The following is a 12,642-nucleotide window of genomic DNA, read 5'->3' on the forward strand; positions in this document are numbered from 1 at the left end:
TACTATAAAAGAATTTATATTAGCATATGATTATATACATATATATCTTCTCGTATAATGCTCGTTTTCCCTTTGCCGGCCGGCACAAAAATACGACGTCTTTCTTTAATTTCTTTCCACAAAAAATCGTTCAAGTTCTGCATAAAATAACCCGCACGCACAAATGTATAGGGAATGCCTGATTTTTTTTTCTCCATTTTATAGTGATGAATAAATGGCATAAACTGCACATCCTTTAACGATAAATAAGAAATATGCTGAATGCCATGCTTTTTAGCCTGTTCTAAAAAGCTGCCGAATTGCAGATTATTTCCCGGGGGATACATTAAAAATATACGATCCACCTGCCCAAGAGCTTCATCAAATGTATCAGGCTTGGAAAAATCAAGCGTTACAAATTCATAACCATCCCCAAATTCCGCTTTGGCTTTTTCGGGATTCCGCACAGCACCCACAAAAGGAATATTATTGGCCATCAGCTTTTGAGCAGCTTAAAATCCAACCTTTCCTGTAAAACCTGTAACTAAAACCTTCATGACCACTCCCCACCCCTTTAGGCAAAACACTGTCACAACTGTTCTGCGCCGCTCGTACGTCCTTTTTCCAGAACCACCGCTCGTCCCCGGTAATGGGGAAAGTTCATGCGCAAGTGCCATACCAACAATACCGCCACCAATAATCAAAAAATCAATCATCTGTCTCACTCCTCTTTGGAAACCCTAATGGTGAATTTCAACAGTCTGCAAACAAGAAAGCATGGTCTATGCCTCCAGGCTTTTTTTTTCTCATTCCCCACTCTCGAGTGGCATTTTTACTCCGAGGATATATATTCACCTACTGGCGTCCTCAATCAGGAAAGGAATTAAGTATAACCAGCCCACATCCGGCACAGCACAGGTGCGGGCTTTTTAAATGTTACGATCAGACAAGCCTCTGAGAACCATGATTAGTAGCGGTGCCAATACAAAACAGCTCAGTCGTTTTTTGTTTCCTGTTTGTTCGCAAGACTGGACATTGTTTTGACAGCAAAGAAGGCAATAAGCCCGAAACCAACTTTATTCGTTAAGTCGGCGAAGTTATAAATGAGCTCTCGGGTCAATTGTACTTCAATTCCTGAATACAGTAATGTTACAGCGTATCCGATGGGATAAATAGCCCACCCGATTAAAATGAAAAGCCGCATATTCATCAGGGCTTTTTTAATCGGTGCTGGTTTCTTTTTGGCTGCTGCCGTAACACTCGTATACAAAAGATAAATGATATAAAACCAAGCTGCCGTTCCAATGACAAAGCTCCATAACCCCAGCTGAGTGAATCCTCCAGCTGCATTAATGGATGTTTCACCAATGTAGCCGGATACGATCATAATAACGTCTGCAATCAGGAGTTTTACCAAAAGAAGGTTTCCCACTTTTCCTTTTAAGCCAAGTAGGAGTGGGAACTTAATTAATAATAACGGAGTTGTAATAAGCCAATCGACATAACGTATTTCCGTCGGGAACGCTTCTATTTCTGAAACGAGTCCGGAGGTCCCCACCGCATCTTTCATAAAGTAATAATGCACGGCTGCTACAAACGTCACAAGGCCAGCGACAGTTGCCGTCGAACGATATTCAGGATTAAGGCTGCTTCTTTCGACTAAAAAGAACAGAGTAGCAGCAGCCATCCCAACGAAACCAACCCAGAACATATACTGTGTGGCAAGAACTAAAAGATTTACTTCTTCCATTATACTTCCCTCCTTGGTCAAACTCTAAAATCATCCAGTGAAAGACCAGAAAACGGAGTACGAAGAGAATAAAAATACATAACTTCCTTCAATAATGAGGAAAGAAAATAATGTTCTTCCTGAGGATCGTGTATGAAAAAATAATGAATACGTGAACAAAATCACATAATAAAGTGCAGATGACTACATGAAAAATCAAATTGTTTTATCAACGATTAACAATTTTGATTCGATAACCTCGTGTCTGGGAGACTTCTTTTTTTGTAACGAACAATAAGTCCTCCGCAAGCCCTAATAAATGACTCTAAAATATCAGGAGTAGTAAAAGCATACGAGGACCAAATATACTATTTAAACCATGAGCATTCACCTCCCTTTCCGTTCATTTTTTCATCATGAAATATGAGCGCCCATATATCATTTTCTATTTATTTCCATTCGTTTATGTGATTTAATTATACAATAAAAACAGAATTTTAAGAAAACATTAGACTCAAGAACATACTGGCCATTTATATGGTTCAGTTGAAAGATGAAATCATCCTTACGTATCACGGCGAGTATGATGAAACCCTTGATGTTCTTTCCTATTTTTCATCTGTCTTTTCATGTTACCGATGATGTGCAATCATAAGAAGGAGTGGATGGATTTATTGCAATCAATACCCACTTCGTTCATGATCGGCCCATGTCTTGACCTTATTTAAGCCTTTTCATTTTTAATGTAGTAAATAATTAATGTATGATGAAGTAGTTCACCTAGTGAACGAAAGGGACTCTATAACGAGAGTACGATGAAAAGACAGCTCCGGGGGCTGTCTTTTGTCGTTCCTACAGGTCTATTTTTCTTAAGATAAGATTATCATTGAATATTATTTGCATTAATCGTTGAGCAAAGAGGTATTCACTCCCGCTTTTACACTAACTGAAACGTTCATGCCACAACATAACGTTTTTTAGGACTTCTACTTAATTTATTATCCACTTTTCGATTTACATAATCGCGATTATCAGCAGAGACTACTATAAAACAGTATTTTTCTGCAGTTATAGTGTACTTTTCGATACGTATTTTAATAAAGCAGCCGACCTTCATGAGCAAGTCGACTGCTTTACGAGCTATGAAACATAGAAATTATGGGGAATTTCTTGAAAGTGAAATAATAATAGTAATGTAGTATGGTGAATGAAATTTTTAAAACTCGCTCATTTATTTTTTAGTCCATTCATCATCGCCAACCAGACTTGTTTTTCTGTATAACTAACTATTTCCTGAATCACAGGCACTGACAAACCTTGACGACCACTTACATCAAAAACGGCTTGACGTAGAGATTCCTCTTCGGTTGGAGAGTCTTGTTGGTTCCAGGACCTCCGCCATTCTTTCCATATCTGATACTCCATCGCATGTAACACATACCAAGCCTGATAAACTTCCTCCGCTATATATGGAAGTCGGGCAGCAACCGTGGTTACGCATACATATTCCCTAATTAGCATATTTCCCTCCTTGATAGTATTTAAACTTAACTACACGTCGGAAGTAAAAGCTTGGAAAAAAGAAAGTTTTTATTCGATTTTCTTCATGCTATGCACTTTTAAAAAAAGAAATGAAGTTAACCATTAATGTGATATATTAATTGGCCAACTTCATCGCTACTTGAAATAAATGTTTAAAGAATTACACTAGACCTTTCATCATCCCATGCCAGTACATCGCAGGCAAACCGTATTTTTTCATTAGGAACATCGAATACCGTTCCTTGCTCTGATCGATCGGGAAGGTTTCCGATGGAACATTTCCATATTTGAATTCCGCCATGATTAACGATGAATAACCGGTCACAACCGGACACGATGTATACCCGTCATATTGTTTCCATGGCTGCTTGTTGTCCATTAGTGCAAGCATGTTACCCACCACCGTCGGCGCCTGTTTCCGAACCGCGGCTCCGGTCTTAGACGTAGGTGCACTGCACACATCGCCCAGGCTGAAGACATTCGCGTAGGTATTATGACGAAGCGTATACGCATTCACGTCCACCCATCCATTGTCATCTGCCAATGGACTGTTGGCGACAAAATCCGGAGAACTCATGTAGGGCACCGCATGCAGCATGTCATAAGAGACCGTTTCTTTTTCTTTGGTATTGATATCCTGAAAAGTGGCTTTTCGATTTTCTCCATCGATATCAACCAAGTTTTTTTGGAAATGAGTATGAATGTCTCGATCTTCGATGATTTGATTCAATACCTTTGTATACTTTTCAACCGAGAATATGCCCGGGTTCGCTGAATAAAATGACACATTGGTAAGGTCCCGTACCCCCTGCTTGCGAAAAGCTTCTTCTGCCAGATACATGATTTTTTGAGGGGCACCACCGCATTTAACGGCCGATTGTGGATAGGAGAAGACGGCGTTCCCACCTCGAAAATCACGAATACATTCCCAGGTGTACTGGACGTGCTCGTACGAATAGTTGCTGCAGACCCCATTTTTCCCCAGGTTTTCTTCCAATCCCTCAATTTTATCCCAATCAAGCTGTATTCCCGGGCATACTACCAGGTACTTATAATGCATGATAGAGCCGTCCTCCAGCTGAATCGTATTTTCTTCTGGTTGAAAGCTTTCCGTCCGTTGCTGATACCAGGTGACTCCTTTAGGAATAAGCGATGCTTCGCTCCGTTCCGACTTGCTTTTATCAAAAATTCCTGCCCCAACCAATGTCCATAACGGCTGATAATAGTGCTTGTCAGCCGGATCAACAATCGCTACATCAATGCCTTTCGCCTGTCTTTTTAACTGGGCAGCGACCGTTATACCCGCTGTTCCTCCCCCAACAATGACGACTTGATGAAATTGTTCCATAGATACGTCCTCCTTTAAAAATACATGTAAGGATAAGGTACATATATCCCTTACATTTATTATACCCCATGGTGTATATAGAACAACCCTAAATTGGTACCGCTTTTTAATTATGAATTCAATAGTTAGATAAATTCTATTATTCCTTATATGACAATGTTTCTAACCCATCATCATAGCAGCATTTATAAATCCTCAGTATTCTTATCTATATGGTTATATACCCATACCCGTAATGTTAACATTCAATGACAATTCTTTTGAACGCAAAAATTGATGCTTTTGATGTGATATATATTAAATATAGCCTTTGTATAAACCATTATTAATTACTTGTAAAAAAGGAGAAGATCAAATCATGGAACAACAAGAACAACTAACACAAGCCCAGAGCCTTCCGCGTATCGGAGAGCAGGCACCTGTTTTCGATGCGGTAACGACGCACGGAAATATTTCGCTGAACGATTATTCCGGGCAGTGGCTCGTGCTCTTTTCTCATCCGGCGGACTTTACTCCGGTGTGCACCTCGGAATTTGTTGCTTTCCAGGATGTGTATGGCCGACTGAAAGAAATGAATACGGAATTGCTGGGGCTAAGCATTGACAGCGTAAGTTCGCACATCGCCTGGGTCCGCAACATCGAAGAAAATTTCCAGACCACGATTGAATTTCCAATCATTGCGGATCTGGATCAGAAGGTCGCTACCCAGTATGGCATGGTCATGCCGGAATCCACGGGTACGGAAACGTCCCGGGCGGTCTTTGTCATTGATGACAACCAAAAAATCCGGGCCGTGATTTACTATCCTCTCTCCACCGGACGGAATATGGAAGAAATTGTCCGCCTCGTCGAAGCCCTGCGCACCACGGATGAGCATGGCGTTTCCACTCCGGCAAACTGGAACTCCGGAGACAAAGCCATCGTGAGCCCACCAAAGACTAAAGAGGAAGCGCAGGAACGGATGAACAGCGATGAATACGACTGCGTGGATTGGTACTACTGCCAAAAAGACATTAAATAAGGAAGAGGCTCCCGGAGATGTCAGCCGGGGGGCTTTTCCTCGTTTCAAGGAGGCCCTCAACATGGGAGACAACCAGGAAAAAAAACTGGCCATTGTAGCCTTTATCGCTGCTTCGTTATTTTTACTTTCATTAATTGGACGGCTATTTTCATAGCTGATCTTCAGGGGGGATACAATGATTGATTACGATCCGGCCACCTACAGCCGTATTTTGACAGGGTTAACACTGGGCTTTCATATTATTTTCGCCACCATTGGTGTTGGAGTACCATTAATGATTGCCCTCGCCGAGTGGACCGGTCTCCGGAAACGGGATCCGCACTATACCCTGCTTGCCCGGAGGTGGGCCCGGGGGTTTGTGATAACCGTTGCGGTCGGGGTGGTAACCGGGACATCGATTGGTTTACAGTTGAGTCTTCTTTGGCCCAATTTTATGGAGCTAGCAGGCCAGACAATTTCTTTGCCGTTATTCTTAGAAACCTTCGCCTTTTTCTTTGAGGCTATATTTTTAGGCATTTATTTATATACATGGGACCGGTTTAAATCGGGCTGGCGGCATTTTTTACTCGTCATCCCTGTGGTGATTGGCGCCTCGTTATCGGCTTTCTTTATTACCACCGTGAATTCTTTTATGAATCAGCCACAGGGTTTTGAACTGGTGAACGGGGTGATCACCGATATTAATCCACTGGTAGCGATGTTCAACCCGGCCACCCCGACGAAAACGGCTCATGTGATCATCACCTGTTATCTGGCATCCGCTTTTGTGCTGGGGGCAATTGCGGCCACCAAAATGATTCGGGGCAACCGCCATGCTTATCATAAAAAAGCCCTCCACCTGACCATGGTTTCCGCTTTCGTGTTCGCAGCAGCTACGGCCGCTATCGGTGACTTGTCCGGCAAATACCTGGCGGAATATCAGCCGGAGAAGTTAGCCGCTGCCGAATGGCACTTTGAAACGGAGGAGCAGGCGCCACTGATTGTCGGTGGATTTTTGACAGACAACCAGGAGGTCAACGGGGCGCTGGAAATTCCCTATGCCCTTAGTATTCTCGCCCATAGCAACCCCAACGAAGAAGTAATTGGATTAAATGAATTCCCGGAATCCGACACCCCACCATTATATATTCATTACTTATTCGACGGCATGGTGGGCATCGGCATCTATTTGCTGGCGATTTCTTTTATGTATTTACTCATTCGACGGGTAAAGCCGGCCTGGCAGTACAATAAATGGCTGATGCGCGGCATCGTCGCCGGCGGCCCGTTAGGCATTTTAGCCATTGAATTCGGGTGGGTATTCGCCGAGGTGGGACGTCAGCCCTGGATTTTGTACCAGATCATGCGTACACCGGAAGGGGCGACCACGGCCGACCATGTGGATATTATGCTTTACCTGTTCATTGCCCTGTATATTGCCCTGGGTGTGACCGCTACTGTGGTACTCCGCCGGATGTTTAAAGAAAATCCAGCCGCTCATGAACTCGAGCAGCGGTACGGGGACAGGGGGGATGACACATGAACCTGGAAATCCTGGGCATGGGCGTTCTTTGGCTGTTTTTGTACGGCTACATGATCGTCAGTTCGATTGATTTTGGCGCCGGTTTTTTTCACTTTTTTAATAAGATTTCCCGGAAGGACCATCAGGTCAATTCGCTCATCCAGCGCTATTTGTCTCCCGTATGGGAAGTCACCAATGTCTTTTTCGTGTTTTTCTTTGTCGGCATCGTTGGTTTTTTTCCGTCGACCGCCTACTATTTTGGCACCGCCTTACTGGTCCCGGTCAGTATATCGATCGTGCTGATTGCGATTCGCGGGTCGTATTACGCCTTTAATACGTACGGAGCCAAAGACAGCCGCATCTATTCGTTTTTGTACGGGGCGACGGGTCTTTTAATCCCAGCTTCGCTGACCATTGCCCTCACCATTTCCGAAGGCGGTTACGTAGATGTTTCCAACGGGCAGGTTCGCCTGTTATACGGCGAATTGTTTACCAGTCTGTATGCCTGGAGTGTCGTGATTCTGGCGATCATCAGCGTGCTGTTTATCTCTTCTGCCTTTCTGCAGTACTACGCCCACAAAGCGGGCGATGATAACTCGTACCAGTTATTTCGCCGGTATACACTGCTCTGGTCCCTACCGACGATCCTTGCCAGTGGCCTAGTCTTTATCGGCATTCGTCAGCACAATCCGGAACACTTTTCCAGTATGCTGGATATCTGGTGGATATTTGGGCTTTCCTTCCTGTTTTTCGCCTTGGTCGTCTATCTCAGCTACCGGGGCAAGCGATTAGGAACAGCTTTTGTGTTCGTCATGCTGCAATTTTTCAGTGCGTGGTTCGGATACGGCGCCTCGCATCTGCCATGGCTTTTGTATGATGAGTTGACCATTTATGATGGTTTCGTTAACCAGACCATGGCCTGGTCGCTGATCGCCGCGTTTATTGCCGGCTTCTTATTACTCATTCCATCGCTGTATTTGCTCATGCGGTTATTTTTATTTGATGCCGCCTACATTCGAGGAGAAAGGAAGTAACCTATGGAATTTTTTCTAGTTATGATTGCTCCCCATTTGATTTTGGCTGCCGCCGTTCTAGGTGTGTTTGCCTGGTTTGGCCGTCGGCCTGCATCGGAAGAGAAGGAATAAAAAGAAGGCGAAAGCATGTCCGTCTCGTTTTTGTTAACGGGTATTTGTATTAGGAGCGGTGGGCTCCTACATTTCCGGTCTGGTGGGCGTCGGCGGTTCCATTATCAATTACCCTTTGCTCTTATATATGCCGGCGCTGCTCGGCGTTGGCCCGTTTACCGCCCATGACTTGTGCGGGGTGATTACGGTGCAGGTGTTGTTTGCGACCATTGGGGGTTTATGGGGCTATCGGAATGGCTCGTACCTGCATGCCCCCCTGATCGGATACATGGGCACCAGTATCATCATTGGCAGTTTACTTGGCGTCCTGTTTTCCGGGGCATTTTCCGAAGACATGATTAACATCACCTATGCCTTGCTGGCGACTATTGCTGTCATCATGATGGTGCTTCCGCAACAATCCATGCAGTGGGAAGCACAGGAATCCGTATCGTTTTCCCGTTGGATGGCTGCCAACAGTGCGTTTGTCGTAGTTTTCACAGTATGTTGATCTATTTATATAACGGCCCTTATCGGAAGTTACTAAGCATTATAAGCAGGCGCAATATTTTTTCTGAGCGATTGTTTTTTTGAATTTTTCTTTGAAAATTATTTGATTGTTATCTTTACTTGCTTTTTTCGAGAAGCACTATTAATCTACTGGTTTAATTGCGCGTCCTTTATAAGAATGTCATATGTAACCTTTATTGCGAGATGCTGCTCATGGTCTTTTTTGCTGGGTATCTTTAAATGAATCAAGTAGTCGTAGTATTGGTGCGGCGGGGTTCAAATTTATGCACACAAAAATAAAAGCATCCCGGAATATTTACGGGATGCCTGCATGCGCTCTTATGGTTTTTTCGGACAGGCAGCGCAGTAGTTGCCGCAGTCATTGACCGCATAGTTAAAACAGCACGTCCTGCGCTCCCGGATCCACTCGCCTTCTTGAGTTTTCTGGAGCTTTTGATGAAAGAGGCGAAAGGGGTTATTCCGTTCTCCGAACAATTCTCCCGGCGCTTCGTAAACGAGATAATACAGGTCCTGCTCCAGCCGCTCAATCTCAGCGAAAGAGGCGGAGTTTCGAATTTTTTTCTCATACAGGGAAAACACCCGGACAGCAGTATTTTCCCACAAAATCGGCATCGGCAGATGGGAAATATGGGAAAAGAGCTTCCAGACCGGCGTCAGGTGCCCGGCGAAGACCTGCTCTGTTAGTATCGCACGCTTTTCCTGATAAGTGCTTTTCTTTTGGCCCGTGGACTCTAGCAGATGAAATTCGGGTTTCCAGCTATCTTGGGAAAAATCCGTATAGAGGACGGTGTTTTCCGGGGATAAATCCAGCATCTTTTCGTCCATTGTCAGTGCTGTAAAGGCTGGCTCCGTGACAAACCGGGCGTACCTTTTCGAAAACTGGGAAGCCGCCACCATCTTTGACGGAGCATTGATCGCGGCTGTTACGTTCTCCAGGTACGGCTGGGCACTCTCCTCTTTCATCAATTCCGTTCCGTAAATGATGTCATTCTGCTTCGGCAGCGGCGATGGCCCCATACGGCTTCCTCCCTTTTCCGTATGGAATCACCATCGGGGTATCAAATATTGGATCGGCAGCTATGTGACAATTCATGTGAAATACTTGTTTGACCATGTCATTGGTGACAATATCCTCGGGACGACCCTGAGCAAACACGGACTTCCCCTGCATGGCTACAAGGTGGTCGGCGTACCGGCAAGCCAGATTAATATCGTGCAGCACCATTACAATTGTACTTCCTTCCTGTTCGTTCAACTCATGCAATAGATCAAGAACATCGATCTGATGGGCCATATCAAGATAAGTGGTTGGTTCATCAAGCAGCAGGGTGTCTGCTCCCTGCGCTAAGGTCATTGCTATCCAGGCACGCTGGCGCTGGCCGCCGGATAAATCATCAACGGGGGTATTGCGAAAAGACGTCACTGCCGCTGCCTCCATCGCGTTTTCCACCATTGTTTCGTCTTCGGGCGACCATTGCTTTAACCAGGATTGGTGTGGATACCGCCCCTGTTTTACCAGTTGTTCCACCGTAAGTCCCTCCGGTGCGGTAGGTCCCTGCGGCAGGATCGACAACTGTTTGGCTATTTCTTTCGTTTTTAATTCAGAAATACTCTTCCCACTTAGCAGAACAGCGCCCTTTTCAGGCTGGATCAGTCTTGCCATTGTCCTTAAAAGGGTGGATTTACCGCAGCCGTTCGCGCCAATAAATACGGTGATTTCTCCTTCCGGTACTCGGATCGACAAATCACGGAGCACGGTTTCTTTTTCGTAGGAAAAGGTTAGGTTCTTCGCTTCGACACTCATCTGATTTCGCCTCCTTAAAAGTGGTTGCGGTTTCGAAACAACAAATACAGAAAGAAAGGAGCACCAATGGCGGCTGTAAATACCCCGGCCGGCACATCCACGGGATAAAAAATCGTGCGGGCAATGAGATCAGCAGCAAAAAGCAGGATTGCCCCGGTGCATGCAGAAGCCGGGACCAGTGCCCCGTAGGAGCGTCCGATAAGAGCCCTTGCAATGTGAGGGGCAATCAATCCAATAAAGCCAATGGCTCCTGCTACCGCTACTGCCGTACCGGCTAAAACAACGCTCAGGAAGACGACTACTATCCTATCCACCTGAATCCTTACTCCCAAGCCAGCGGAGGTGTCATCGCCAAGCTGCTGGGCATTCAGGCTGCTGGAGAAAACCACCGCGAGTGGCAGGCCCAGGGCGATGACGGGAGCGATCGTAAAAATATCACTCCATGACGCTCCGTAAATACTGCCCGTTAACCAGACATAGGCATCTGTCGCAGTAACAGCGGAGCTTACAATAATCATGAATGTCACTGCCGCACTCATGATCGCTGAAATGCCAATTCCTATCAAAATCAGTCGGATAGGAGACACTCCTTTTTTCCAGGCCAGCGCGTAAATCAGCGTGGATACGAGGAGCGCCCCGCTAATGGCAGCGAGTGGGATCCATTGAATGCTGACCGCCCCGGCACCAAACGTCATAAACGCGACGGCAGCTACGGAGGCTCCACCAGTAACTCCGACAATGTCGGGAGCAGCCAGCGGATTGCGGACCACTCCCTGCAGCAGGAGACCTGAGACACCAAGAGCTCCGCCCGTCAGAAGAGCTACCAGCGTGCGAGGGACCCGTGAGTTATTGACGATAAATTCATTTGCACCGCTGCCACTGCCCATCATCGTTTCCACGACTGTAACAGGGCTTAACATCGTATTTCCTAACGAGGGACCGAGCAAACAGGCGGCCAGTACCGCCAGTACAAGCAGGCCCATCCTCCGTATCGCTCTCATATCCATTTGTACCGAAAAGAAGCGGGTGCGCCATGTCGTATGCCGTTTCATAAATTCGACACCCCTCTTCTTGCGATATATATAAAGAATGGGCCGCCCACAAGTGCTGTCATGACACCAATCGGTACTTCCTGCGGCATAATTATCAACCGGGCAAGCACGTCAGCCGAGACGAGCAGCACTGCCCCCAGCAGCGCTGAAAAGGGCAGGACCCAGCGATAATCGTGGCCAACAAAAAATCTCGCAACATGCGGAATTACTAACCCAATAAACCCTACCGCGCCTACCACAGCGACAGAACTCCCTGCCAGCAGCACCACAATTACGCCGATGACTGCTTTCAGGAGAAGCGTTTTCTGCCCCATCCCTTTGGCAATGTCATCGCCGGTAATAAATAAATTGATCGCCCTTCCGAGCAGCAGCGCCGTTATCATGGCTATCACCATAAACGGCAGCACCGGAAGCAGCATATCGAGCGTCCTTCCGCTTACCGACCCGGCGAGCCAGAACATGACGTCCTGCAGCCCTGCCTCATCGAGCACCAGAATTCCCTGTGTATATGATTGAAATAATGCGCTTATTGCCGCACCGGCGAGCACGATTTTCACTGGAGTCAGCCCGTCCCGGCCAAGCGAACCGAGAACATAAACTACAGCCGCAGCCAGCGCTGCTCCGAGAAAGGCCATGCCCATTAAAGAGACAAGCGATGATAAAGATAAATACACTACACCGATGACAACAAAAAAGATAGCCCCCTGGTTGATCCCAAAAATGCTTGGGGATGCCATTGGATTTTTCGTCAGTGCCTGCATCAGCGTACCCGCCACCGCAAGACTGGCCCCTACCACTGTCGCTATGACAGCACGCGGCAGACGGTCTGATTGCACCACAATATGGCTGGTTGCTTCATCATTAAATGCCGAAAAAGATTTCCACACCTCACCAGCCGTAATGGGCGTCTGGCCAAATAAAAGACTGGAGGCAAAGGAAAGGAGAAACAAGAAAAAGATCAGGAAGAGAGTGAGGACCCTCCTCCTTTTCGGAGCCATTCGATTCTTCATA

13 protein-coding genes and 1 pseudogene are annotated in these 12,642 nt (G+C 46.0%); 5 read left to right on the forward strand and 9 right to left on the reverse strand.

The window, feature by feature from the left end:
* Positions 1–14 precede the first annotated feature (14 nt).
* The 5 genes from BLV22_RS03655 to BLV22_RS03670 all read right to left on the reverse strand — a co-directional run bounded on the left by BLV22_RS03655 (position 15) and on the right by BLV22_RS03670 (position 4,598).
* On the reverse strand, positions 15–476 hold the full coding sequence (locus BLV22_RS03655; protein ID WP_245724000.1) for an NAD(P)H-binding protein: 462 nt from the start codon (positions 474–476) through the stop codon (positions 15–17).
* A 15-nt stretch (positions 477–491) separates the two neighbouring features.
* The gene (locus BLV22_RS15175) at positions 492–695 is read right to left on the reverse strand and encodes a hypothetical protein (RefSeq protein WP_245724001.1); all 204 of its coding nucleotides are present in this window, start codon (positions 693–695) and stop codon (positions 492–494) included.
* A 278-nt stretch (positions 696–973) separates the two neighbouring features.
* Positions 974–1,729 (reverse strand): bacteriorhodopsin, encoded by a 756-nt coding sequence (locus BLV22_RS03660; RefSeq protein WP_091611415.1) that lies wholly within the window; start codon positions 1,727–1,729, stop codon positions 974–976.
* A 1,206-nt stretch (positions 1,730–2,935) separates the two neighbouring features.
* A complete protein-coding gene (locus tag BLV22_RS03665) occupies positions 2,936–3,229 on the reverse strand; it encodes a hypothetical protein (protein ID WP_091611417.1) in 294 nt (97 codons plus the stop codon).
* 181 nt (positions 3,230–3,410) lie between these two features.
* Positions 3,411–4,598 carry an NAD(P)/FAD-dependent oxidoreductase gene (locus BLV22_RS03670; RefSeq protein WP_091611420.1) on the reverse strand — a complete coding sequence of 396 codons (1,188 nt, stop codon included), beginning with the start codon at positions 4,596–4,598 and terminating at the stop codon, positions 3,411–3,413.
* A 358-nt stretch (positions 4,599–4,956) separates the two neighbouring features.
* On the opposite strand from BLV22_RS03670, the gene BLV22_RS03675 reads away from it, so the two are divergent.
* From BLV22_RS03675 to BLV22_RS03690, 5 genes and pseudogenes are all read left to right on the forward strand, one after another.
* Entirely contained in the window at positions 4,957–5,619 is a 663-nt protein-coding gene (locus BLV22_RS03675) for a peroxiredoxin (RefSeq protein WP_091611422.1), read from the forward strand.
* A 175-nt stretch (positions 5,620–5,794) separates the two neighbouring features.
* Positions 5,795–7,141 (forward strand): cytochrome ubiquinol oxidase subunit I, encoded by a 1,347-nt coding sequence (locus BLV22_RS03680; RefSeq protein ID WP_091611425.1) that lies wholly within the window; start codon positions 5,795–5,797, stop codon positions 7,139–7,141.
* Entirely contained in the window at positions 7,138–8,154 is a 1,017-nt protein-coding gene (locus tag BLV22_RS03685; protein WP_091611427.1) for a cytochrome d ubiquinol oxidase subunit II, read from the forward strand. Before BLV22_RS03680 ends, BLV22_RS03685 begins: the two co-directional genes overlap by 4 nt.
* Positions 8,155–8,157: 3 nt before the next feature.
* Positions 8,158–8,265, forward strand: a complete 108-nt coding sequence (gene cydS, locus BLV22_RS15280; RefSeq protein ID WP_425433779.1) for a cytochrome bd oxidase small subunit CydS family protein — start codon at positions 8,158–8,160, stop codon at positions 8,263–8,265.
* A gap of 55 nt (positions 8,266–8,320) precedes the next feature.
* Positions 8,321–8,755, forward strand: a pseudogene (locus BLV22_RS03690) (TSUP family transporter); the annotation flags it as partial.
* Positions 8,756–9,093: 338 nt separating this feature from the next.
* Here the strand turns inward: BLV22_RS03690 and BLV22_RS03695 are convergent.
* Genes BLV22_RS03695 through BLV22_RS03710 form a run of 4 tightly spaced genes read right to left on the reverse strand, consistent with a single transcriptional unit; the run spans position 9,094 to position 12,641 of the window.
* A complete protein-coding gene (locus BLV22_RS03695) occupies positions 9,094–9,792 on the reverse strand; it encodes an IucA/IucC family C-terminal-domain containing protein (protein WP_091611432.1) in 699 nt (232 codons plus the stop codon).
* Positions 9,761–10,579, reverse strand: a complete 819-nt coding sequence (locus BLV22_RS03700) for an ABC transporter ATP-binding protein (RefSeq protein WP_091611434.1) — start codon at positions 10,577–10,579, stop codon at positions 9,761–9,763. Before BLV22_RS03700 ends, BLV22_RS03695 begins: the two co-directional genes overlap by 32 nt.
* 14 nt (positions 10,580–10,593) lie before the next feature.
* Complete coding sequence (locus tag BLV22_RS03705; RefSeq protein ID WP_091611436.1) at positions 10,594–11,631, reverse strand: FecCD family ABC transporter permease; 1,038 nt, start codon at positions 11,629–11,631, stop codon at positions 10,594–10,596.
* Complete coding sequence (locus tag BLV22_RS03710) at positions 11,628–12,641, reverse strand: FecCD family ABC transporter permease (protein WP_091611439.1); 1,014 nt, start codon at positions 12,639–12,641, stop codon at positions 11,628–11,630. The genes BLV22_RS03705 and BLV22_RS03710 overlap by 4 nt, the downstream gene beginning before the upstream one ends.
* Position 12,642: the final 1 nt, after the last annotated feature.

Source organism: Marinococcus luteus, assembly GCF_900106595.1.
Taxonomy (GTDB): Bacteria; Bacillota; Bacilli; order Bacillales; family Marinococcaceae; genus Marinococcus; species Marinococcus luteus.

Excerpts from the sequence above, each read along its gene's own strand:
- BLV22_RS03710 (WP_091611439.1), bottom strand. The coding sequence starts at position 12,641 with ATGAAGAATCGAATGGCTCCGAAAAGGAGGAGGGTCCTCACTCTCTTC.
- BLV22_RS03685 (WP_091611427.1), top strand. The coding sequence starts at position 7,138 with ATGAACCTGGAAATCCTGGGCATGGGCGTTCTTTGGCTGTTTTTGTAC.
- BLV22_RS03680 (WP_091611425.1), top strand. The coding sequence starts at position 5,795 with ATGATTGATTACGATCCGGCCACCTACAGCCGTATTTTGACAGGGTTA.
- BLV22_RS03655 (WP_245724000.1), bottom strand. The coding sequence starts at position 476 with ATGGCCAATAATATTCCTTTTGTGGGTGCTGTGCGGAATCCCGAAAAA.
- BLV22_RS03675 (WP_091611422.1), top strand. The coding sequence starts at position 4,957 with ATGGAACAACAAGAACAACTAACACAAGCCCAGAGCCTTCCGCGTATC.
- BLV22_RS03660 (WP_091611415.1), bottom strand. The coding sequence starts at position 1,729 with ATGGAAGAAGTAAATCTTTTAGTTCTTGCCACACAGTATATGTTCTGG.
- BLV22_RS03670 (WP_091611420.1), bottom strand. The coding sequence starts at position 4,598 with ATGGAACAATTTCATCAAGTCGTCATTGTTGGGGGAGGAACAGCGGGT.
- BLV22_RS03705 (WP_091611436.1), bottom strand. The coding sequence starts at position 11,631 with ATGAAACGGCATACGACATGGCGCACCCGCTTCTTTTCGGTACAAATG.
- BLV22_RS03695 (WP_091611432.1), bottom strand. The coding sequence starts at position 9,792 with ATGGGGCCATCGCCGCTGCCGAAGCAGAATGACATCATTTACGGAACG.
- BLV22_RS03700 (WP_091611434.1), bottom strand. The coding sequence starts at position 10,579 with ATGAGTGTCGAAGCGAAGAACCTAACCTTTTCCTACGAAAAAGAAACC.
- BLV22_RS03665 (WP_091611417.1), bottom strand. The coding sequence starts at position 3,229 with ATGCTAATTAGGGAATATGTATGCGTAACCACGGTTGCTGCCCGACTT.
- BLV22_RS15175 (WP_245724001.1), bottom strand. The coding sequence starts at position 695 with ATGATTGATTTTTTGATTATTGGTGGCGGTATTGTTGGTATGGCACTT.
- cydS (WP_425433779.1), top strand. The coding sequence starts at position 8,158 with ATGGAATTTTTTCTAGTTATGATTGCTCCCCATTTGATTTTGGCTGCC.